Annotated in this window: 22 protein-coding genes; 12 read left to right on the top strand and 10 right to left on the bottom strand. The window is 68.4% G+C overall.

Annotated elements, in window-relative coordinates; all coding sequences use genetic code 11:
* The 3 genes from ABLE92_RS11415 to ABLE92_RS11405 form a co-directional block, all read right to left on the bottom strand.
* Positions 1 to 270 (bottom strand): LmrA/YxaF family transcription factor, encoded by a 270-nt coding sequence (locus tag ABLE92_RS11415; protein WP_425476183.1) that lies wholly within the window; start codon positions 268 to 270, stop codon positions 1 to 3.
* An 82-nt stretch (positions 271 to 352) separates the two neighbouring features.
* On the bottom strand, positions 353 to 772 hold the full coding sequence (locus ABLE92_RS11410; RefSeq protein WP_348804865.1) for a type II toxin-antitoxin system VapC family toxin: 420 nt from the start codon (positions 770 to 772) through the stop codon (positions 353 to 355).
* Positions 769 to 996, bottom strand: coding sequence for a FitA-like ribbon-helix-helix domain-containing protein (locus ABLE92_RS11405; protein ID WP_348804864.1), 228 nt, complete (start codon positions 994 to 996; stop codon positions 769 to 771). Before ABLE92_RS11405 ends, ABLE92_RS11410 begins: the two co-directional genes overlap by 4 nt.
* 215 nt (positions 997 to 1,211) lie before the next feature.
* Between ABLE92_RS11405 and ABLE92_RS11400 the strand changes: the two genes are divergently transcribed.
* The 6 genes from ABLE92_RS11400 to ABLE92_RS11375 all read left to right on the top strand — a co-directional run bounded on the left by ABLE92_RS11400 (position 1,212) and on the right by ABLE92_RS11375 (position 7,689).
* Positions 1,212 to 2,003: an enoyl-CoA hydratase-related protein gene (locus tag ABLE92_RS11400; protein WP_348804863.1), complete on the top strand. Its 792-nt coding sequence runs from the start codon at positions 1,212 to 1,214 to the stop codon at positions 2,001 to 2,003.
* 33 nt (positions 2,004 to 2,036) lie between these two features.
* Complete coding sequence (locus tag ABLE92_RS11395; protein ID WP_348804862.1) at positions 2,037 to 2,786, top strand: SDR family NAD(P)-dependent oxidoreductase; 750 nt, start codon at positions 2,037 to 2,039, stop codon at positions 2,784 to 2,786.
* Positions 2,787 to 2,822: 36 nt separating this feature from the next.
* Positions 2,823 to 4,505, top strand: coding sequence for a class I adenylate-forming enzyme family protein (locus tag ABLE92_RS11390; RefSeq protein ID WP_348804861.1), 1,683 nt, complete (start codon positions 2,823 to 2,825; stop codon positions 4,503 to 4,505).
* Positions 4,502 to 5,725: an acyl-CoA dehydrogenase family protein gene (locus ABLE92_RS11385; protein WP_348804860.1), complete on the top strand. Its 1,224-nt coding sequence runs from the start codon at positions 4,502 to 4,504 to the stop codon at positions 5,723 to 5,725. The genes ABLE92_RS11390 and ABLE92_RS11385 overlap by 4 nt, the downstream gene beginning before the upstream one ends.
* A gap of 79 nt (positions 5,726 to 5,804) precedes the next feature.
* Positions 5,805 to 6,950, top strand: coding sequence for an acyl-CoA dehydrogenase family protein (locus tag ABLE92_RS11380; RefSeq protein ID WP_348804859.1), 1,146 nt, complete (start codon positions 5,805 to 5,807; stop codon positions 6,948 to 6,950).
* Positions 6,951 to 7,017: 67 nt separating this feature from the next.
* On the top strand, positions 7,018 to 7,689 hold the full coding sequence (locus ABLE92_RS11375; protein WP_348804858.1) for a TetR/AcrR family transcriptional regulator: 672 nt from the start codon (positions 7,018 to 7,020) through the stop codon (positions 7,687 to 7,689).
* Between the two features lie 19 nt (positions 7,690 to 7,708).
* On the opposite strand, the gene ABLE92_RS11370 is transcribed toward ABLE92_RS11375, so the two are convergent.
* From ABLE92_RS11370 to ABLE92_RS11355, 4 genes are all read right to left on the bottom strand, one after another.
* On the bottom strand, positions 7,709 to 8,314 hold the full coding sequence (locus ABLE92_RS11370) for a hypothetical protein (protein WP_348804857.1): 606 nt from the start codon (positions 8,312 to 8,314) through the stop codon (positions 7,709 to 7,711).
* 120 nt (positions 8,315 to 8,434) lie between these two features.
* The gene (locus tag ABLE92_RS11365; protein ID WP_348804856.1) at positions 8,435 to 10,837 is read right to left on the bottom strand and encodes an outer membrane protein assembly factor BamB family protein; all 2,403 of its coding nucleotides are present in this window, start codon (positions 10,835 to 10,837) and stop codon (positions 8,435 to 8,437) included.
* 186 nt (positions 10,838 to 11,023) lie between these two features.
* The gene (locus tag ABLE92_RS11360) at positions 11,024 to 11,602 is read right to left on the bottom strand and encodes a phosphatase PAP2 family protein (RefSeq protein ID WP_348804855.1); all 579 of its coding nucleotides are present in this window, start codon (positions 11,600 to 11,602) and stop codon (positions 11,024 to 11,026) included.
* Between the two features lie 18 nt (positions 11,603 to 11,620).
* The gene (locus tag ABLE92_RS11355; RefSeq protein WP_348804854.1) at positions 11,621 to 12,763 is read right to left on the bottom strand and encodes an acyl-CoA dehydrogenase family protein; all 1,143 of its coding nucleotides are present in this window, start codon (positions 12,761 to 12,763) and stop codon (positions 11,621 to 11,623) included.
* 97 nt (positions 12,764 to 12,860) lie between these two features.
* Here ABLE92_RS11355 and ABLE92_RS11350 point away from each other — a divergent pair, with 97 nt between their 5' ends.
* A complete protein-coding gene (locus ABLE92_RS11350) occupies positions 12,861 to 13,445 on the top strand; it encodes a TetR/AcrR family transcriptional regulator (RefSeq protein WP_348804853.1) in 585 nt (194 codons plus the stop codon).
* Here the strand turns inward: ABLE92_RS11350 and ABLE92_RS11345 are convergent, their stop codons facing one another.
* Positions 13,446 to 16,160, bottom strand: a complete 2,715-nt coding sequence (locus ABLE92_RS11345) for a sacsin N-terminal ATP-binding-like domain-containing protein (RefSeq protein WP_348804852.1) — start codon at positions 16,158 to 16,160, stop codon at positions 13,446 to 13,448. It lies immediately after the preceding gene.
* A gap of 110 nt (positions 16,161 to 16,270) precedes the next feature.
* On the bottom strand, positions 16,271 to 17,065 hold the full coding sequence (locus tag ABLE92_RS11340) for a DUF3027 domain-containing protein (RefSeq protein WP_348804851.1): 795 nt from the start codon (positions 17,063 to 17,065) through the stop codon (positions 16,271 to 16,273).
* A 108-nt stretch (positions 17,066 to 17,173) separates the two neighbouring features.
* On the opposite strand from ABLE92_RS11340, the gene ABLE92_RS11335 reads away from it, so the two are divergent.
* Complete coding sequence (locus tag ABLE92_RS11335; protein ID WP_348804850.1) at positions 17,174 to 19,165, top strand: MFS transporter; 1,992 nt, start codon at positions 17,174 to 17,176, stop codon at positions 19,163 to 19,165.
* Positions 19,166 to 19,168: 3 nt separating this feature from the next.
* Positions 19,169 to 19,705: a DUF2771 family protein gene (locus ABLE92_RS11330; protein ID WP_348804849.1), complete on the top strand. Its 537-nt coding sequence runs from the start codon at positions 19,169 to 19,171 to the stop codon at positions 19,703 to 19,705.
* Between the two features lie 304 nt (positions 19,706 to 20,009).
* Here ABLE92_RS11330 and ABLE92_RS11325 read toward each other — a convergent pair whose 3' ends face one another.
* Complete coding sequence (locus ABLE92_RS11325) at positions 20,010 to 20,435, bottom strand: cold-shock protein (RefSeq protein WP_348804890.1); 426 nt, start codon at positions 20,433 to 20,435, stop codon at positions 20,010 to 20,012.
* A gap of 159 nt (positions 20,436 to 20,594) precedes the next feature.
* Between ABLE92_RS11325 and ABLE92_RS11320 the strand changes: the two genes are divergently transcribed.
* From ABLE92_RS11320 to moaA, 3 genes are read left to right on the top strand one after another with little or no spacing between them, the layout of a single operon-like run.
* On the top strand, positions 20,595 to 20,804 hold the full coding sequence (locus tag ABLE92_RS11320; RefSeq protein ID WP_348804848.1) for a hypothetical protein: 210 nt from the start codon (positions 20,595 to 20,597) through the stop codon (positions 20,802 to 20,804).
* Between the two features lie 34 nt (positions 20,805 to 20,838).
* The gene (locus ABLE92_RS11315) at positions 20,839 to 21,375 is read left to right on the top strand and encodes a flavin reductase family protein (protein ID WP_348804889.1); all 537 of its coding nucleotides are present in this window, start codon (positions 20,839 to 20,841) and stop codon (positions 21,373 to 21,375) included.
* Positions 21,375 to 22,460 (top strand): GTP 3',8-cyclase MoaA, encoded by a 1,086-nt coding sequence (gene moaA / locus ABLE92_RS11310; protein WP_348804847.1) that lies wholly within the window; start codon positions 21,375 to 21,377, stop codon positions 22,458 to 22,460. Before ABLE92_RS11315 ends, moaA begins: the two co-directional genes overlap by 1 nt.
* Positions 22,461 to 22,463: the final 3 nt, after the last annotated feature.

Raw genomic sequence — 22,463 nt, 5'->3', positions numbered from 1 at the left:
CTATCGCGCAACAGGGGTTTCGCGGGCCGCCGCGCCCATCACACGGCCCGCCGCGATCAGCGGTTCATCGGAACGCAGCGTCCGCGCGAGGACGAAGGCACCCTCGAGCGCCGAGATCACCGCGAAGGCCAGGTCGCGGGCATCGGCGTCGGCGAGACCCCGCAATGCGAACAGCGCCGACGTCCCGTCGACCCAGGAGCCGAAAACCTCGGCCGCGACCTCGCGCAACGCGGGCTCGGAGTCCGCGGTCTCCCCCGCGACCGGGGTCATCGCGATTCGAGAGTTCGCGTACCGCAAGACCTTCCAGGGCGAAGAACCCAGTCCTCCGGGCACCAACACGGATACCGCGCGTTCAGGAATTCGTCTCCCACGGGTTGATACACGCAACGCCCAACGGCTCGAAGTGCCTGGTATTGCGCGTCGCCACGGTCATCCCGGTCGCCTGCGCAACAGCAGCGATGAGCGCGTCGTCAAACGGCGCATGCTCGGGCACCCGGTAAGTGGCCAGCACCCGAGCAGCAGACAGATCGAACGGCAGCACACGGTCGGCGAAGGCGGGCAAGACCCGCTCCTCAAACCAGCGGCGCAGGATCACTCCCTGAACCCGGTCGGTTCGCTCTCTGGCGACCACACCTCGCTCGATCTCGGCAATGGTCATGGCCGTCACGAACTGATCCGCGATGGAAATCGACGCCGCCCAGGTCTCGACCGACCGGTTGCGCCCCCGCACTCGCAGCGCTGACACCACATTGGTGTCCAGGACATACCTCACAACTCAGGGGTCCGGCCGGTCACACCGAGACGTTCGGGCTCGAACTCGATGTCGGCCCCCTCATCGACGCTCAGCAGATCGACGAGCGTGGCCGGCTCCCGCTCGAGTGCCTCGCCGAGGATCTCGCGAGCCTCGGCCTCGACCGACCGGTGATGCCGCTCGGCGCGTGCCCGCAGGGCAGCCTTGGTTCCCGCGGGAAGGTTGCGGATGAGGATCTGTTCCACACTCATCACCTCCGATATCACCGGAACGATATCACGGCAGGTGCATGGATCGCGTCGGCGCAGCAGCACTCCCTTTGCTTCGGGTTGGTTCTTTACTTCTTCCCCAAGCTCTCGATGTGACCCTTGACACGCCCCACCGAGTGAATGTACGTTCATTCACCATGAAGTGCTGATCACCGCCCGGCGATCAGGGACCGAACACAGGGAGCACCGAGATGAACTACGAAGACATCGACTACACCGTCGAGGGACCGACCGCGATCATCACGATGAACCGGCCGCAGCGCTACAACGCCTTCCGCGCCAAGACCGTCGAAGAGATGATCAACGCGTTCCGTCGCGCCTGGGCCGACAAGAATGTCCAAGCCGTGATCCTCACCGGCGCCGGCGAGAAGGCCTTCTGCACCGGCGGCGACGTCAAGCAGCGCGCCGAGACCGGCGACTACGGCCCGTCCGAGAGCGGCATGTTCGAGATCGGCAACCTGCACAAGACCATCCGCGACATCCCCAAGCCGGTCATCGCCGCGGTCAACGGCCTGGCCATCGGCGGCGGCCACGTGCTGCACGTGCTGTGCGACCTGACCATCGCCGCCGACACCGCCCGCTTCGGCCAGTCCGGTCCCAAGGTCGGCTCCTACGACGCCGGGTTCGGCTCGGCCTTCCTCGCCCGCATCGTCGGCGAGAAGCGGGCCCGCGAGATCTGGTACCTGTGCCGCCAGTACGACGCCGAGACCGCCGAGCGTTGGGGTCTGGTCAACTGGGTCGTCCCGGCCGCCGACCTGCTCGACGAGGCCAAGAAGGTCGCCGCCGAGATCGCCGAGAAGAGCCCCACCGCGATCCGTTTCCTCAAGCAGAGCTTCAACGCCGACACCGACCACCAGGCCGGCCTGTCCAACCTCGCGATGAGCTCGCTGGACCTGTTCACCCACTCCCCCGAGGGTCTCGAAGGCGCCGCCGCATTCGCCGAGAAGCGGATGCCCGAATTCAACAAGTACGTCGGCGCCTGAGCCCCGACTCCACCCCACCACACCGGAGAAACCATGAGCAGCAACAACATCGCCGTCGTCACCGGAGCCGCATCCGGCATCGGCAAGGCCATCGCCCTCGCGTTCGCCGAACAGGGCACCACCGTCATCGCCGCCGACCTCAACCTGGACGCCGCCAAGCAGACCGCCGCCGAGAACACCAACATCGTCCCGATGAGCGTCGACGTCTCCGACCGCACCCAGGTCGACGCCCTGCGTGACGCCGTCAACGCCGAGGTGGGTGTGCCCGACATCCTGGTCAACGCCGCCGGCTGGGACCGCACCGACCAGTTCCTCAACGCCACACCGGAATTCGCGGAAAAGGTCGTCGCCATCAACTACCTCGGTCCGGTGCACATGGCCAGCGCCTTCCTGCCCGGCATGGTCGAGGCATCCAAGGTCGACGGTTGGCAGGGCGGCCGCGTGATCAACCTGGCCTCCGACGCCGGACGCGTCGGCAGCTCCGGCGAGTCGATCTACGCCGGCGCCAAGGGCGGCGTCATCGCACTGTCGAAGTCCCTCGCGCGTGAGATGGCCCGCTACCAGATCACCGTCAACGCAGTCTGCCCCGGACCCACCGACACCCCGCTGTTCCAGGCCCAGGACGAGAAGCTCAAGGCCGCTCTCGTCAAGGCGATCCCGTTCCGTCGTCTCGCCCTCCCCGACGAGGTCGCCGCACCCGTCCTGTTCTTCGCCTCCCCCGCAGCGTCGTTCATCACCGGACAGGTGATCAGCGTCAGCGGCGGACTCACCATGGCCGGCTAGGCCAACGGTCAACCGAGAGATCACTGGAGATCCGCCATGAGTTACGTCTACGACGCACACGCCTACCGCTCGTTCTTCGAGAATGAGTTCACCTATCTGAACGGCTTCCGCCGCAACGTCTCCCGCTACGCGAACGCGATCGCGATGATCGACCCGGTGACCGAGACCACCTGGACCTACGCGCAACTCGGCGCCGACGTCGACACGGTGGCGGCGGGACTGGCCGCGGTAGGCGTGAACACCGGTGACGTCGTCGCCTACCAACTGCTCAACGGCCCGGAGTTCGCGCAACTCTACCTCGCCACCCAGGTCGCCGGCGCGGTCGGATCTCCGGTGAACTTCCGGCTCGCCGCCGGCGAGACCGCCGTGATCCTCGACGTCAGCCGCCCCAAGGTGTACATCTACGACACCGACTACACCACCATGGTGACCGAGGCGATCGCGCTGGCCGACCACACACCGGAGATCCTGGTGGGCGTCGGCACCGGGGCTCTCGTGGACGGACCCGTTTCCATCCGCTTCGATGACCTACCCTCGGATTCGGCTGTGCCACAATCGGAGCGAGGAGTCTTCGACGAGACCACGCGGCTCTACACCTCGGGCACCACCGGCATGCCCAAGGCCGTGCCGATGAACAGCGCCATCGAGATCTTCTCCGCACACGACGTCATCATGGCCTTCCCGCTCTCGCCGGAGGACCGCACCCTCAACATGACCCCGTGGTTCCACCGCGGCGGCCTGTATTGCGCCGGGCCCAATCCCACCTTCTACCTGGGCTCCTCGCTGGTGCCGATGCGCGCCTTCGACCCCGAGGTGGTGCTCGACTGGGTGGAGAAGTACCAGCTGACCTTCCTGATCGGCGCCCCGACGAACCTCGCCATGCTCGCCACCGCACAGCAGGCCAAGCCTCGTGACCTGTCCAGCCTGCGGGGTATCGTCACCATGGGCGCACCGCTGGAACGTGAAGCCGCACTGCACTATCAGAGCGTCCTCACCCCGAGGATCTTCAACGGTTACGGCTCCACCGAGGGATTCTGGAACACCTTCCTGCGACCCACCGATCTGCCCGATCACGCCGGCACCGCCGGCCGCGCCTGCATCGACGACGATGTCCGGGTGGTCGTGGTGCACGACGACGGTCACCTCGCCGACCCCGACGAGATGGTCGCCCGCGACGGCTCCGAGGTGGGTGAGGTCATCATCCGTTCACCCAAGTGCGCTGCCGCCTATTACGATTCACCCCTTCAGGAGAAGGCGAAGTACAACGGCAGCTGGCTGCACATCGGCGATCTGGCCACCTGGGATGCCGACGAATTCGTCACCATCGTCGGACGCAAGGACGACATGCTGATCTCCGGTGGCGAGAATGTGCACCCGGTACAGGTCGAGGAGGCCCTCAACGGCCACCCGCAGGTCGCCGATTCCCTCGTCGTCGGCGTCCCCGACGACCGGTGGGGCCGACTCGTCGTCGCCTATGTCGTCCCCGTCGAAGGCGCCCACCCCACACCCGAGGAACTCGACGCCTACTGCCGCACCCATCCGATGCTCTCGCAGTTCAAACGGCCCCGCGCCTACCGGGTCATCGAATCCCTCCCCGTCTCGGCCACCGGAAAGAAGCTGCACTACAAGGCAACCGAATCCGCGGCCACCGAGATGGCCGCCGGACACTTCACCTCCCCCGACTCCGCACTCTCATCCTCGACAGGAGCCACCCGATGAGCGCCACCACCTCCGCACCCAAGTTCTCCGCGATCGATCCCCTCAACCTCGACCTCGGATACTCCGACGACGAACTCGCGGTGCGTGATTCGGTCCGCGGATTCCTCGCCGAACACGTCACCCCGCACATCGCCGACTGGTTCGAGGCCGGCGGCATCCCCGGCGCCCGCGACCTCTTCAAGGAATTCGGCCAGCTCGGCGTCCTCGGCATGCACCTCGACGGATACGGTTGCGGCGGAGCATCATCGGTGCACTACGGTCTCGCCAGCCTCGAACTCGAGGCGTGCGACTCCGGCATCCGCTCGATGGTGTCGGTGCAGGGCTCCCTGGCGATGTTCTCCATCTACAACAACGGCAGCGAGGAACAGAAGAACCGCTGGCTGCCGTCGATGGCCGAGGGCACAACGGTCGGCTGCTTCGGCCTCACCGAACCCGACGCCGGCAGCGACCCCGCCTCGATGAAGACCCGGGCCCGCCGCGACGGTTCCGACTACATCCTCGACGGCCGCAAGATGTGGATCACCAACTCCCCCATCGCCGACGTCGCCGTCGTGTGGGCCAAGACCGAACTCGAGGACGGTTCGGTGGGCGTGCGCGGCTTCATCGTGCCGACCGACACCCCCGGCGTCTCCACACCGGAGATCAAACACAAACTGTCGCTGCGCGCCTCGACCACCGGCGAGATCGTCCTCGACAACGTGCGCCTGCCCGCCGACGCCCTGATGCCGGGCAATGACGACCTGCACAAGGGCAAGGGCATCAAGGCACCACTGTCAAGCCTGACCGAGGCCCGCTACGGCATCATCTGGGGTTCCATCGGCGCGGGCCGCACCGCATGGCAGGCAGCCGTCGACTACGCCGCGCAGCGAACGCAATTCGGCAAGCCCCTCGCCGGGTTCCAACTGACGCAGGCCAAGATCGCCGACATGGCACTGGAACTGCAGAAGGGCCAGTTGCTCGCCCTGCATCTCGGTCGTCTCAAGGATACCGTCGGCCTGCGCCCGGACCAGGTGAGCTTCGGCAAGCTGAACAACACCCGGGAAGCCATCAAGATCTGCCGCACGGCACGAACCATTCTGGGCGGCAACGGCATCTCGCTGGAGTACCCGGTGATCCGGCACATGGTGAACCTGGAATCGGTGCTCACCTACGAGGGCACCCCGGAAATGCATCAACTCGTCCTCGGCCAGGCCTTCACCGGCGAGAACGCCTTCCGCTGAGCCGGCGCCTACCCCCGCCGGTCGAGTAGCCCCGAGGAACAAGGGGCGTATCGAGACCCCCTATCCCAGGAGACCCACCATGACATCCCTCACCCACGACATCGAGCACAAGCACTTCCGCGAGACCGTCGCACGGTTCGTCGCCGAACAGATCACGCCGCACCACGAGGACTGGGAGTCCGCGGGCCTGTGGGATCGCAGCATGTTCACCGAGGCCGGCAAGAACGGCCTGCTCGGATTCCCGGTGGCCGAAGAGTTCGGCGGACCCGGCGTCGACGACTTCCGATACAACGCCATCGTCATCGAGGAAACCGCGAAAACCGGTGCCGCAGCGGAAGCCATCTCCTTCTCGCTGCAGAACGACGTGGTGCTGCCGTACCTGGTGGAGATGACCACCGACGAGCAGAAGTCGCGGTGGCTGCCCGGCGTCGTGTCGGGCGAGACGGTGCTGGGCATCGCGATGACCGAACCCGGCACCGGCAGCGATCTCACCGGCATCCGCACCTCCGCGGTACGCGACGGCGACGACTACGTCGTCAACGGGTCGAAGACCTTCATCTCCAACGGCCGCAACGGTGATCTGTTCGTGGTGGCCACCCGCACCAGTCCGGACAAGCACAAGGGACTCACCCTGCTCGTCGTCGAGGCCGACACGCCGGGCTTCGAACGCGGCCGCAACCTCGACAAGATCGGTCTGCACGCCCAGGACACCAGCGAGTTGAGCTTCACCGACATGCGCGTGCCGGTGGCCAATCGGCTCGGCGAGGAGGGGCAGGGCTTTTACCAACTCGTGCACAACCTTCCGCAGGAGCGGTTGAGTCTGGCCATCGGTGCGGTCGCGGCCGCCGAAGGTGTCTTCGCCCGGACGATGGACTATGTCAAGGAGCGCACCGCCTTCGGTTCGCCGATCAGTTCCTTCCAGAACACCCAGTTCGTGCTCGCCGAGATCGCGACCGAACTCGACATCGCCCGAACATTTCTCGACGACTGCATCGCCGAGCACGTGAAGGGTGAGCTGACCGCCGCACGGGCGGCGAAACTGAAGTGGTGGGCCACCGAACTGCAGTTCCGCACCGCCAACCGCTGCCTCCAGTTGCACGGCGGCTACGGCTACATGCGCGAATACGCAGTGTCCCAAGCGTTCATCGACGCCCGCATCCAGACGATCTACGGTGGCACCACCGAGATCATGAAGACGATCATCGCCAAGGACCTCGGCATCTGAGGCGTTCGTCGTCGTCGCATACACTGTGAACGGCGATTCCCCGGCCCAACCAGCAGAGGAGACACGGATGGCCAAGACAGCCGCGGCCCGATCGGTGGCCGACACCGCGGTCGAGGATGCGGTGCGGGCGGTCCGGGTGTCCTCACGTCAGCGGCAACTTCTCGACGCCGCGGTGGCGGTCATGGAGCGCACCGGCTTTCACCAGATGTCGATGCAGGCCCTCGCCGAGGAGGCGGGCGTCAGCGTCGGACTGTTCTACAAGTACTTCGGCGGCAAGGAGGACATCCTGCTCGCCGCGATCGTCGACATCCTGGAGAAGTTCCGGGACCGGCTGCAACCGGCGATGGACGTCGCCGGTGACGATCCGGTGCGTCAACTCATCGCGGGCTTCCGGCAGTACCTGCAGATCGTCGATGAGAATCGCGACGCCGTCGTCCTGACCTACCGCGAGAGCCGGACCCTCGATGCCGACGGCCGCGAGGCGATCAAACAACTCGAGGTCGAGACATCGGCCCCGATGCGGGGCGCCATCGAGGCCGGCGTCGCGGCCGGACTCATCCGTGCCGACGTCGACGCCGACCTCGTGGTCTTCGATCTGATGATGCTGGCCCACGGCTGGGCGCTCAAACACTGGCATTTCGCGCCGCACCTGACGATCGATGCGTACACCGAAAGCCAACTGCGCCTGGTGCTTCCGTCGCTCGTCGTCCCCGAGCGGGTGGCCGACTACCAGCCGTAGCCGAGTCGGCCGGGAGTTCTCAGGCCGTCTGGCCGGCAGATTCGAGTTGGAGGACGTGGCGCAGCCCACCCGAGAGCACCGGCTTGGCGAACGGTGCGCCCCAACGCCAGGGCAGGAAGCCGATCCACTTCGGCGAGCCGCCGACCTCCCACCGGACCGTCAGCGTCCCCGCCCGCGGACCGTCGACGATGGTGAACCGCTCGGCCGCGTCACGTACCGCCAGCGGAATCGAGACACCCGAACCCACGAGGGACAGCCGTTCGCCCGCAACGGATTCGACGACGCGCAGCTCGGCCGACACGAAGGTGCCCGACGCGGTGCACCAATCCCCGACCGACACCCCGGCACCGCCGGCGTTCCACACGGGGCCGGTGAACAGCGGCAGCGCCGACAGGTAGGGGCTTTCGGTCAGTCGCTGCCAGACCTCGGGCCGCGACAGCGCGGTGGTCACCTCGACCGAGGTACCGAAGCTCGCCCTCGTGCCGAAGTAGGAATCGAGTTCGGCCACCGGCACATCCCGCAGTTTCGCCCGATCGGGACGCTTCGCCAACGCGCGCGCCACGAGGAGCCCGAGGACTCCGAGGATGCCGATGGCGAGAACCGCCCCGACCACGATTCCCGCCACCGTCACACCATCCACTTCGACCCTCCCGGGAAGTCATCCGTGTATCAAATATGAAATTTGACGGTAGCGGGTGAGCTCTGTCACGCAACCCTGTGAGGCTGACCGCTCTCCGGGAGATGCTCAGCGGTAGCGCGTGGAACCGTCGGCGGACGCCGTCGTCGACACGAGCTTGGCGAAGCAGTGATCCCCGTCGAAGCCCTGCGCCGAACACCACGCGTTGGCCTGATCCGGTCCGGGGAACGTCAGCGCGGCCACCGTGACCCACCACCCCGGCTGACTGAACACGCTCCACTCGGTCGAATAGAGCAGACGGACGTCGTTGAATCGGAGCCGCAGACCCAGGAATTCGTCGAGGATCGCCTGGTTGTCCCACGTCTTGCCGTCCGCGTACAGGCCCGGTCGTTTGGAACTGAGTTGCGCGACCCACCGATTGTTGAGGTTGGCGAGGATGAAGGCGCGGTCGGAGTCGGCCTGCGCCCGCAGCGCGTCGCCGGTGGTGGCGACGATGTCGGTGCCCGCGGGTACGGCCGGGCCGGTCGCGGTGATCGGGGGCGCCGTCGACCCCGACTGCGGTGCGGGGAGCTGGTTGGTGGTCTGCGCACCCGGGTCGCAGTCGACGGTGAACTGGCCGCTCGCGGTGCCATTAGCCTGACCGAGGGTGTCCGGCGTCCGATAGAACGACCCCGGCGGATAGGTCAGATCCAACGTGATGCTCGCGTCGTCGTCACTCGACGGGATGGCCGTCGGGGCGCGGGAGAAGTCGAACAACCCCGACGCCACCAGCTTTCCGGCGTCCGAGATCGAAATGCGGGTGGCTGCACCGGACATCACGTCCCCGTCGGGGCACGTCGCCACCACCTTCATCGTCGCCACCAGCCCGGCGGAGGTGGTCCGGAACTTCTCCGGCGTGAACGTCGGAGCCGAACTGCAGTGCGTCACCGAACCTTCCGGGGCCGGTGCCTGGGTTGTCGGCGCGCCGGGGACGGTGGCGTCGCCACCGGTGGGGGCGAAGCCGGTGATGGTGGTGCCGGTCAGGGTCACCAGATTCTTGCCGACCGCGAACACCTGCGGTGCCGTATTCGACGTCGCGCCGAGCGCCGATGACGGCAGGTTCCACGCGGACGACCCGTCCGTCAGATTCACCGCCTGGAGGCCGGACACGGAATCGCCGGCGATGAGCCGGGCGCCGTCGGTGACGCCGGTGTTCTGGTAGCCCGATCCGGTCCCGAGATCGGACGTCCAGATCTGGCGACCGGACACGGTATCGCTCGCGACGATCTGCTGCCCCACCCGCGTGAGGATCTCGCGGTTGTCCGCGACGATCACCTCGGCGGCGCTCAGTTCGTAACTCTCCCCGGAAAGCGAGGTTGCCCACGAGCTCTGGGCCGTGCTCGCCGAGGTCCACTTGCCGGCCACCAGCAGGTGATCCCGCTGCTCCGGGGTGGCCACCGTCGCGGCCGCCACCGCTCTTCCGGGGATCTCGACGACGGTGCCGTCGGGGCGCACCACCACGACCGGGCCCGCCTGGAACGTCCCGCCCGAGCCGGTTCCGGACACCGCCGCAATGGACCCATCCGGGAGTGTTTCGAGGGTGGAGAAACCGGGTCGATTGAGGATCTCACGGCCGTCGACCGCCGAGACCACCACCAGGGAGGTCTGCGCACTGGCCACCAGCGCGGGCGTCGCCGTGAACGACGAGGAGTCACCGCCGGGCGCGCCTTCCATCAGCGTGTATGCCTTGGTCCACTCGGCCTGTCCCTGCCGGGAGATCTTGCTGATCCGCATGCTTCCACTCCCACCGCCGAAGTCCCGCAGGTAGGCGGCGTCGCCGTTGAGGGCGATCTCGTACGCCGTGGAACTGGGACTGGCTGCGGTGGCGGTGACGCGTCCGGTCGCCGCGTCGAAGAAGGTCACCGTGCTCTCGTCGTAGCACGCGATCTGGCCGTCGACGATCGCATCCGAGCATCCCTTGACGGCGCGGGCCGCGGTCCAGTGCTCGCCGGTGGCCGGGTTGACTCCCACCACCCGCCGGCCCTCGCTCGACGATCTCGACCCGACCATCGTCACCAGGTGAGTGCCGTCGGTGACCGCGCCGACGGTGCCGTATGCGGACCGGCTCGGATCGACCGACAGGAACTGCTCACCACCCGCGTCGGAGGCGGTGACCGTCCACGCCGCACTCGGCGCGCTGGGGTAGGCGCCGGTGAGTTGCCCCGGCAGCAGCGCCTGGCGTTCGGCGTCGTTGTCGTCGCCGGCCACCCAGCGGATGACGCCACCGACCACCAGACCGACCACGCACAGCAGGGCGACGCCGGCGATCGCCCACGGCCAGATACGGCGACGCTGCGGCTGCTGGGATGGCATTTGCGGCGGCTGGGATCCCGGCGGATACCCGTAGAACCCCATGCCGGACTGCGGGTATTGGCCGGACTGCGGGTACTGATCCTGCGCCGGGAAGCCACCCGTGGGGATCGGGCGCGCCATGGTCGGTTCGTAGTTGCCGACCGGAGGCGGTGGAGACATCGGCTCCCCGGTCCCCGGTGGCATCGGGGCCATGTTGGTGGGTGGCGCGGGTCGCGGGATGAATTCGGTCGAGTCGTTGCGCCCTGGCTCAGGGTGTCCTGACGGCCATTCCGAATCCGACATCGACCCAGTAAATCGCATCGTCGATGTCCGTGCCCATCGTCCGAGTGGATCAATCTGTGTGGTTCACATCCGGGAGGCCGACGGCCGCAACGTCACCCTGGTGGACAACCACACGCAGAGCAGTACCCACAGCGCGCCGCATGCCCATCCGGCGAGGATGTCGGTGGTCCAGTGGACACCGAGGTACACGCGTGTGATGCCGATGGCGACGGACAGGATCGGCGCCGCGAGCATGGCCCAGGGGTGTTCGCGGACCCACGGAATGGTCCGGTAAGCGACCACCGCGAGCAGGCAGTAGACGATCATCGACATCATCGCGTGGCCGGAGGGAAACGAGTAGCTCTCGATGTGCAGGAGACGGTCGTCGACGGGCGGGCGGGTCCGCGCGAAGAGATGTTTGAGCGCGACCATCACCACCGATCCCATCAGCGCGCCGACGCTCAGCAGAACGGCCTCGGCGTAGTGACGGCGAAACGCGAGCAACGCCACCACGATGGCGGAGATGACGGTCATGGTGAGTGAGTTGCCGAGGAAGGTGATCGCGTGCGCGATCCCGATCCATGGTTGCGAGCGCCCCTGCACCATCCAGCCCGTCACGGTGTCATCGATCCGGAGTTCGCCGAAGGCCAGGGGTGCGGTCATGCCCTCACCGTAGGCGACTCACGCGGTGGCCAGTGACCGGCTGATCACCAGGCGCTGAATCTGGTTGGTGCCCTCGAAGATCTGGGTGATCTTCGCCTCCCGCATGTAGCGTTCCACCCGGAAGTCACGCGTGTAGCCGTTGCCGCCGAGCACCTGCACGGCGTCGGTGGTCACCTTCATCGCGGCATCGGTGGCGACGAGCTTCGCGGTGGCCGCGGCACGCGAATACGGTTGTCCGGCATCGCGCCGGCGCGCCGCGTCGAGGTAGGTGGCGCGTGCCGCGTCGACTGCGGCGGCCATGTCGGCCAACAGGAATCCCAGGCCCTGATGGTCGATGATCTTGCGGCCGAACGTGGTCCGCTCCTGCGCATACTCGACCGCGGCATCCAGCGCCGACTGCGCCAGCCCTGTCGCGCAGGCGGCGATACCGAGCCGGCCGGAATCGAGGGCGGAGAAGGCGATCGGCAGACCCTGACCTTCGGCCCCGAGCAGCCGGTCGGCGGGCACCAACGCGTCGTCGTAGGTCGCCGACGTCGTCGGCACGGCGTGCAGACCCATCTTCTCCTCGGGCCTGCCGAAGCTCAGCCCGTCGGTGTCGCGGGCGACCAGCAGACACGAGATGCCCTTGGACCCCTCACCGGTGCGGACGAAGACGTTGTACACGTCGGCGATTCCGCCGTGAGTGATCCACGATTTCGTGCCGGTCACCCGGTAGCCGCCGTCGGCCGGGCGGGCCCGGCACACCAGTGCCGCGGCATCGGATCCGGCCTGCGGTTCGCTGAGACTGTACGCGCCGATCAGCCTGCCGTTCAACAGGTCCGGCAGCCAACGCCGCTTCTGTTCCTCGGTGCCGAAGGTGAACAGTGGATGCGCGGCCAGGCCGTGCACACTGACCGCCACCGCCACCGCGGCCCACCGGGCCGCGAGTTCCTCGAGCACCTGCAGGTAGACCTCATACGGCTGCCCACCACCGTCCCACTCGACCGGATACGGCAATCCGAGCAGGCCCGCCTCCCCCAATTCCGCGAAGAGGCCGTCGGGGTAGGCCTCCCGCTTCTCGTGATCGTCGACGATCGGCGCCAGTCGCTTGTCGGCGATGTCGCGGGTCAGGGCGATCAGGTCGCGGGCATCGTCGTCCGGAAGCAGCCGGTCCACCGCCATGTCATCACCTCTCGGGCTCACAAATAGTACTCAGGTACGCCTGACAGTACTATTCTCGGACGAGAGGCATCAACCCCGTCGACGCAGAGGAGGCAGCATGCCCCGCCCCGCCACCGACTTCGCGACCCGGCGTCGCGGCGTCCTGTTCGACGCGCTCCTCGCCCTGGTGCTCGCGGAGGGTTTCGCGCATCTGTCGGTGGCCGATCTCGCCGCCCGTCTGACCTGTTCGAAGTCGACGCTCTACACCCTCGCCGACAGCAAGGAGCAGTTGGTCACCAAGACCGTGACCCATTTCTTCCGCACCGCAACCGATTCCGTCGAGGACAAGGTCGCGCAGGCGTCGTCCGCGCGCGACGCGGTGATCACCTACCTCATCGCGGTCGGCGAGGCGCTCACGCCGGCGTCGCCGAGGTTCATGGCCGATCTGCACGCCTTCGCCCCGACCCGCGAACTCTACGAACGCAACACCGCCGCCGCGGCGTCGCGGGTCCGGGCACTGATCGATGCCGGCGTCACCTCCGGCGAATTCCGGGATGTCAATGCCGCCTTCGCCGCCGACCTGGCGGCGTCGATGATGAGTCGCATCCAGCGCCGCGAGGTCGCGGCCACCACCGGTCTCGACGACGCGCAGGCCTACCGGCAGCTGGCGGCCATTCTCACCACCGGTATCGACGCCCGCTGATCAGCGTCCGGCGTCGAGATGGGTGACACCCCGATCGTCGACCCACCAGCGCACCCGAATCGATCGATCGCGCCCGGTACCGTTGCGCGACAACGTGATCCACAGCTCATCGTGTACCCGGACCTGTCCGACGAGTTCGCGGCCGGTCTCCGCGGTGAACAGCACCGCCGCCGTCGACGACCCGGTGGCCGGTCGCCCCTCATCGTCGACGCGGGCGGAGAAGGCCTCCCCGACCGTGGGGAGGTCGAGGATGTCGGCCAGCAGGGAGGCACCGTCGGCCTCGGCCGGCCCGACGACGAGGTCGTCCGGGTCGATCGCCTGCGCCCACCACGGGTCGTCGAGGATCGCCGATCCGGTCGCGGCACCGGATACCGCCCGGACCCCCTCGGATTCGGCGATGTCGCGCCAGTCCACCGCACCGGCGCGGCAGGCGTCCACGACGGCGGCATACACCCCGCGGGCCACGCCGGGGCTGACCTGCCGCCGCGGATCGCCCACCCGGATGATCAGCAGCGATGCCTCGTCGGAGGACGCGGGCGGCAGCGACGCCACCGCGGCGGCGAATTCGTCGGCGTGCGGGTGATCGAGCACATCCAGGACGCCGTCGAGGGATTCGTCCTCCGGGGCCCGGTACTCGCCGAGGAGCAGCCCGTCGACTTCGGCGAAGTTCCGGAGCCACCAGGCGGTGTAGCCGGCGCGGTTGTCGACGATCGCGGCGATCTCCGGATCGGTGGCGAGCAGCGTGAGGGCCGCCGGCCACCTCTCCGGATCCACGAGATCCAGATCCCGTACTGCACAGAGACTCTCGGGGATGTCGGCCAGAGACTCCCACCACTGTTCCTCATCGGGCAACTCGTGGTCGGGACCGGTCGGCAGGTCGTCGCGCACCACGGCGAACCCCCATCCGACGCCGAGCCGGCGCAGCGTCTCGACGCCGAAACGTCCGGCCACCCCGTCGGCGACGAGGGAGAACGGATGATCGTCGACCAGTACGGCCAACAGTGGGGAGTCGGCGAGCAGCATCTCGTCGGCGCTGCGGAACTCTCCCTCGCTGTCGTGCAACGGAATCCGGGACAACCACTCCGGGGTCGGGGCGTCCGGGTCGGCGGCGAGCAGGGCGAGCACCTCCTCGGCGAGACCGGTGACATCGTCGTCATCCTCGCCGGTGTCGGCGAGGTCGACGGCCGCCTCGACGAGGGCTCGCAGGGCCGGATCGGCGAGCGCCTCCGGGATCGAGAGCGGCTGCGCGCCCAACCGCATCAGGAGGGGGTGGTCGGCCTCGGGTGCGATGGTGTGGATCCAGCGCAGCGGGGTACTCACCGCGCCGACCGAGAACAGGCCCCGCACCCCGTAGTTCATCCGTCCATCGGTTCGCGGAACCGGCAGTGCGGCAAGCTCTTCGACGTCGATCGGGGTGGCCACCAACGGTGCGAGCGCCTCGTAGAGCCGTCCCCACCACCGCGGTTCACGCTCGACGCCGGCCAGTCGCTCCGCCAGACCGGCCAGACCCAGCCGCTGCACGCCGAGGGATTCGAGCAACGCAAGATGGTGCGCCAGAGACAGATCCGGGGATACGAGATCGGCGAATGCGTCACCCAGCAGTTCCGCGAGGGCATCGGTGAGGCCGATCAGCACCACGGCACGCGCAGGCACCAGCGATGACTCGTCGACGCCGGGTAGCCATGACGTCACGCGGAGTTCGTCGAGTACCGCCTCGATCAGTTGCGCGTCGACACGTCCGCGTGCGCGGTGCGCGGATGGCACCAGCGACAACCGTTCCGCGCCGGCGACCGTGCGCATCACATCGGTGTATCCGGCTGCGGCCGAGGATATGTCGGCATCCGGGTGGAGGTGCCGACGGTCCGGCGTGAGCGGCAGGCCGGCGATCAACCGGCACGGCAGCGACAACTCGATCTCGGTGGGTGTGGGTGCCCACAGCACGTCGCGGGAGATCGGCTCGACCGACTCCCCATCGGCGCGATGCGCAATGAGCCACCGCGACGGCGGGTGGGTGACCTCCGTCCAGACCTGGGGTGTCCGGGTCTGGACGCCGTCGGTCCGGGAGATCACCAGTCTGTGCACCGTCGCCCCGACTGCCGCATCGGTCCCCGGCACCACGGCGCGTTCGATCTCGACATCGTTGTCGGCCACCGTGATCCGATCCACACCGGCCAGTGCGAGCAGCAGCCCGGGCGCCTGATCCGCGGCAGAGTCGAGGAGTGCGCCGGTGTCGACGTCGGGTCGCGGATGCAGCACGACCTCGGTGTCGAAGGGTTCTGCCGGCGCGCGATCGGTGGGCCAGGCCAGGCGCAGGACCGGGACGGCGGCGGTCTCAATGCCCGCCGCTGCCGCGGCGCTCGCCGCACGTTCCCGGTCGAAGACGACAGATCCACTCCGCGAACGGATCTCGATCCGATCGGCGACGGTGGCGGTCGCGGTGAACCCGACACCGAACCGCCCGACCACATCGGGATCGTGGGCATCCCCCTTCGCCGACACCCGCAGCGCCAGCAACGACCGCACACCCGAATCCGTCAGCGGCGCACCGGTATTGGCCACGTGCAGGGCCCCGTCATCGTCGGCCCAGATGGCCACCCTGCCGGCCACGGCGCCGGCCCCGGCCGCGTCGGCGGCGTTGGCGATCAGTTCGACGAACAGCCGATCCCGGTATCCGACGGTGGCGAGATCGGCCTCGGCGGCGCGGTCCTCGGCCATCCGGGTCGGTGAATCACGCCACGCGGCGAGGGTCGCCGCACGCAGGGACGCCGTCGCGAAGGGATCATCGGCGGTAGCGCCGCGATCGCCGGCACCGCGCTCGTCCCGGTTCAGGACGACGGGTCCGCCTGGGCGCCGGTTCCCGCACCGACCGCAACGATCTCGAGAACACCGTCATCGAAGGCGTCGTAGGCCGGTGATCCCTCCCCCGAGGGGCCAACGACCGACGAATGTGCCCCACAACCGAATTCGGCGGAGACCACCTGGGCGTCGGCGGCGTATTCGTTGGCGCAGGCGCCGAACGCCACCCGCAACGTCCCGGACAGCGGGATGTAGAAACCGCAGGTGCAGCACGCGTACGGTGCCGCCTGCGCCATCTCGGAATCGGGACCGCGGTCGCCCTCGTACCAACGTGTGGCGGCCTCGTCGCGACCTTCCCGGCTCAGCACGCGTTCGCGGCCGAGGCCGAGTTCACCGGCGACCTCGGCGACCTGATCGGGATCCGCACCGTCGGCGAGGTCCACGTCGTCGGCGGTGTCCACATATCCCGGAACCAGCCGCACATCGTCGGCGTCGGCGGCCAGCAGGTCACCCGCGGACAGGTCACCGGCGGCGACCCGCTCATTCCACGGCACCCACTGCGGCGCCAGCAACGCGCCCTCGCCGGGCAGCAGCACCACTTCGCTGACGGTCACCGTGTCGGCGCCGGGAGCCCCCGCCACCACCACGCACCACTGCCATCCGCGGTATCCGACCAGGTCGGCGTCGAAATAGTGGGCAGCCGCCCACTCCCCTTCCGTCACCGCCGCACGATGCGCCCCCGGCTCGTGTCCATCATCGATGAGCGCGCCCCGGGCGATGTCCACGGCGTCGAGCAACCGCGGCCCGTCCACTACTCCAGTCACCGTTCCAGTGTGCCTCACTCGGCCACGTCGAGGCACACAAGGTCGCCCACGACACCACCGGATGACGGCATGCGGCGGGCCCGGCCACCGATGAGGAACAATTGACGCGTGATCGGACGGACGCCGAAGGACAACGCCACCGCGCCTGGGGGGAACGACACCCCGCAGCCCGCCGCGCGTACCCGACGCAACCTCGTCGACCATCCCGGTGCGGCCAACTACCCCGCCGACGGTCCGCGTCGCCGCGGCGGCAAGGGCACCGGCACCGGCGCCGGCCCGCACGGGAACCCGCCGGGCGGAAACCGTGGTGAGGCGTACCTGCCGCCGCGGACCCACAACCCGCATCTACCGCCGCTGCACGACGCTCCCACCGATCCCCACGAGACCTCGCACCGCCCGTCGGGCTCGACCGCGGCGCTGCCCACCGACCCCGAGCAAGAGCGGATCCCCAAGAAGATCACCGTGGCGCGGGTCGCGGCCATGCGCAGCAGGCAACTGACGGCCAAGGGAATCGGCAAGATCCACCGGGCCGCCACCGCCGACGGTGCCGACCAGTCCGGGCTGACCGCCCTCACCCTGCCGGTGATCGCCAATTTCGCCGTCGACGCCGCCATGGCCGTCGCCCTGGCGAACACGTTGTTCTTCTCGGCCGCGACCGCCGAGTCCAAGGTCAGCGTCGCGCTGTACCTGGCTCTGACCATCGCGCCCTTCGCCTTGATCGCCCCGCTGATCGGGCCGGCCCTCGATCGCCTCCAGCACGGACGGCGGGTCGCGATGGCCGCGACGTTCGCGGCGCGTGTGGTGCTCGCACTGCTGATCATGGCGAATGTGTCGTGGGACGTCGCGGCCCAGCAACTCACCTACGACCCCTGGGTCCTGTATCCGTGTGCGCTCGGGCTGCTGGTGCTGTCGAAATCGTTCGGGGTGCTCAAATCGGCGGTGACGCCCCGCGTGGTGCCACCGACCATCGACCTGCCGAGGGTCAACTCGCGGTTGACCACCTTCGGCCTCATCGGCGGCACGATGATCGGCGGCGCGGTGGCCGCCCTGTTCGAGCTGCTGCTCGCCAAGGTCCTGCCCTTCCACCTGCCAGGCGCGATGCTGTGGCTGGCGATCGTCGCCGCGATCGGCGCCTACCTGTGCATGCGGATTCCGTCGTGGGTGGAGGTCACCGAGGGCGAGATCCCGACGACACTGACCTATCACGCACCCGATTCGCACACCTCGACCCGTGGCAGCGTGCGGGGCGGCGCCAAGGCCATCGCCGCCAAGATGCGCCAGCCGTTGGGCCGGCGGGTGGTGGCCGCGCTCTGGGGGAACGGCACCATCCGCATCCTGACCGGCTTCCTGACGCTCTACATCGCCTTCTACGCCAAAGCCCAGCAGGGGGTGCACTCCGACTGGCGTCAGCTGGCAATGCTCGGCGCGGTCGGCGCCGCGGCGGGCGTCGGCAACATGATCGGCAACGGTGCCGGCACCCGCCTGGAGCTGAAGAACCCGGCGAAGATCGTCGTCTACGCGACGGCCGCCTGCTTCACGATGGCCGTGCTGGCCGCCATCTTCGGCAACATCCTTCTCGCCGTCCTCACCGCGTTCGTCGCATCCGGGACCAGCGCGATCGGCAAGGTGTGTCTGGATTCCTCGATCCAGGACGACCTTCCGGAGGAGTCGCGAGCGTCGGCGTTCGGCCGGTCGGAGACCGTGTTGCAGTTGTGCTGGGTGCTCGGCGCGGCGCTGGGCGTGCTGTTGCCGACGACCCTGTGGATCGGGTTCACGGTGGTGTCGGTGTTGCTCGGTCTCGGGCTCGTCCAGACCGTCATGACCGACCGCGGCCGGTCGCTGGTGCCCGGGCTCGGTGGCGAACGTCCCGAGCAGGCGGCACCGACCATGCCGTTCGGTGCGACCCCGAACCCACAACCCCACAACCCGCAACCCCAGAACCCGCGGCACCCGAACCCCCACGCATCGACGCCACACCAGCCGAACCCGCACCCCAACCCCTCGCCGCCGACGCCGGGACAGCCGGGTTCGGAGGCTCCCACGACGCGGTACCCGTCCGGACCGGGTGACGCCTCGACCAAGCGGATGGGATATCACTAGAGCGTGCTCAACTCCGGTGACAAGAAGGCCATCGCGATCATCCTCGCGGTCGTCGTGGTGTTCGTGGCGGTGGTCGGGACGACGGTGGGCATCCTCGCCGCGACCGGCACCTCACACAAGGACGCGGCGTATCTGCAGCTCGCCGTCGGCGACGAACTGCACACCGTCGAACCGGTCAAGTGGTGCGACGTCTACCTCAAGGAATGCGACCCGCCGCTGCTCAGCCCGCAGCGCGAGACCCCGCACATCCCGATCCCGGCGGGCCAGACGATCCTGCTGTCGGTGTCCGACGAGATCGCCAAGGGGCCCTGGAATCTGACGACGCTCTACTGGACCCCCGAGGGTCTGGCCGAGAACGAATCGCCGTTCGCCTCGGGCACCACCTTCACCGTGCCGCTGCGGACCGAACCCCAGCACATCCTGCTGGGCATCACCATCACCGCGGCGTCGGTGGTGGCCTCCGACGACGGGACCACCAGCTTCGCCCGCGGGGTGCTCACCGTCGACACCTCACCGGCCAACGTGCCACAGATCCGCTGACACGGCGTCGGCGGCCACGTCGGGGACGGCGCGGCTGCGGTTCACGCGGGTCGAGCTCGTTCACGCGGCACGCCCACCCTCGCGCGGTCATTGCACCGCGCGCGTGAATGCGCGGATGCCGCGTCGGCATGAACCACCCGCGCGAAACGACGACTCCGGAACGCCTCGCCCCGCGGTTTACGCGGGTCGAGCTCGCCCGCGCGGCACGCCCACCCTCGCGCGGTCATTGCACCGCGCGCGTGAATGCGCGGATGCCGCGTCGGCATGAACCACCCGCGCGAACGACGATCCCGAACGTCGGCGACTAGCGGTCGAGTTCCCGGGCGACCGCCCGCACGACCTCGGAAATGCGTTGCGCGGTCTTGCGATCGGGATACCGACCCTTGCGCAGGTCCGGCTGCACCTTGCCCTCGAGCAGGGTGATCAGGTCGGCGACCATGCCGTGCAGTTCGTCGGGGCTGTGGCGCTTGACCTCTTTGCGCGCGGCCTCGCGATCACGGTCGCGGGTGTTCTTCGCCACCGACGGCGCCGGTTCGAGGACGCTGACGGTCAGTGCCTGCGGGCCGCGGCGTCCGGCGGCCATGCCGAACTCCACGCGCTGACCGGGCTTGAGCGCATCGACACCCTCCGGGAGTGCCGACGAACGGACGTACACGTCCTCGCCGTCCTCCTGCGCGAGAAAACCGAAGCCCTTCTCGGCGTCGTACCACTTCACCTTGCCGCTCGGCACTGTGCTCACCCTCATCTGATGGTCGAAATCCGTCACAAGAAAAGACGCGGAGACACACGACTTGAGCATTTCCGCGCCTGGTATCCACCATTCTAAACACTGGGCCAAGCGGTTTCTGACCACCCGTCGGGCCACCGACGTGCTCTACCGTGGAAGGTTATGGATCAGAATCGTTCCTCGCGCCTGCTGGCGCTGGCCGGCGTGGTCTTCGCGATTGGACTGTTGGCCATCGTCGCGTTATTCGTCACGCCGCTGGTCACCGACGGTGACACCGCACCGACCGCCGTGTATCTGCTGACCATGTGCGCACCGTTGGGTTTCCTCCTCGGCCTGGTCTACGCGCTGCGCTCGGGTCGACGGACCCGGTGACGCGGTGTCGGCATCCTACGACCCGGTCCCGGCGATGATCGATCGTCGGCCCGATCTGTCACCGGCCTCCGACGAAGGCGCGCTCAAACGTGCCTTCAGTTGCTTCCCGTCCGGTGTGGTGGCGGTCTGCAGTCATCGTCACGGCACCGAGCCGGTGGGGATGGCGGCAAGCGCCTTCACCGCAGTCTCCATCGATCCCCCGCTGGTGAGTGTCTGCGTCCAGAACACCTCGACGACGTGGCCGCGGCTACGCGACGCCCACATGCTCGGTGTCAGCGTGTTCGCTCACGATCAATCGCGGCAGTGTCGTCAGCTCGCCGGTCCCGCGGTACATCGATTCGACGACATCGCCCCCCTCGCCGCCGACGACGGCTCCCTGTTCATCCCCGGCGCGGCCGCGCACCTGTCCTGCAGTATCGAGCAGGAGATCCCCGCCGGCGACCACATCCTCGTCCTGCTGCGCATCGAACAGTTGCAGGCCGATCCCAGCGTCGAACCACTCGTTTTCCACGCGAGCACCTTTCGCGCCCTGGCGACCCGGGCCGACGTCATCGAGCCGCGGGATCGCTGATGACCGCCGTCGACCTCGGGCTCCCGCTGCCGTCGCTGATCCCCGCCTCGCGCGCCCCGGCACCGGTCGACGGCCCGCTCCGTGACACCTTCGGCCGGGTGGCCACCGACCTGCGGGTCTCGGTGACCGACCGCTGCAATCTGCGCTGCACCTATTGCATGCCCGCCGACGGCCTCGACTGGCTACCGACCGACGGGGTGCTGAACACCGAGGAGTTCGTCCGTGTTCTGACCGTCGCGGTCCGTGACCTGGGGATCCGCACGATCCGGTTCACCGGCGGCGAGCCACTGCTGCGCCGGGATCTCGAGGAGATCATCACCCGGGTGTCCAGGCTGCCGGAGCGTCCCGGGATCGCGATGACCACCAACGGTCTGGGCCTGGGCCGTCGGGTGCACGGCCTCACCGCAGCCGGACTGACCCGGGTGAACGTGTCGCTGGACACCGTCGACCCGGCTCGATTCGCCGAGATCACCCGGCGTGATCGCCTGGCTGACGTCCTCGACGGACTCGCCGCCGCCCGCGCGGCCGGGCTCGACCCCGTCAAGGTCAACGCCGTCGTCCCGGACCGGAGCGATCTCGATGGACTGGCGGCACTGTTCGGGTTCTGTCTGCGCGAGGGATATCAGTTGCGGGTGATCGAACAGATGCCGCTGGACGCCGATCACCGCTGGGATCGCACGGCGATGGTGACCGCGGCGGAGATCCTCGAGGCATTGCGCCACGTCGCGGATCTGACGCCCGACGACGTCCCGCGTGCCGGCGCGCCCGCGCAGACGTGGCTGGTCGACGGCCACACCGACGCCGCGGGCCGTCGCGCGCGGGTCGGTGTCATCGCCTCGGTCACCCGCCCGTTCTGCGGCGACTGCGACCGCACCCGTCTCACCGCCGACGGCGCACTGCGCAACTGCCTGTTCGCCGAGAACGAGACCTCGCTGCTGCCGGTCCTGCGGGGCGGTGAGGGCGACGTCGACGCCGCGATCGCCCGGCTGTGGCGCGAGAACACCTGGGCCAAACGGGCCGGGCACTCGGTGAACTGCGGCGATTTCCGTCAGCCCGAGCGTCCGATGTCGGCCATCGGGGGCTGATCG

It is taken from the genome of Gordonia oleivorans (assembly GCF_040044975.1).
GTDB lineage: Bacteria > Actinomycetota > Actinomycetes > Mycobacteriales > Mycobacteriaceae > Gordonia > Gordonia oleivorans.
Note: the sequence above shows the minus strand (reverse complement) of the source record. Positions and strands in the feature narration are given on the sequence as shown.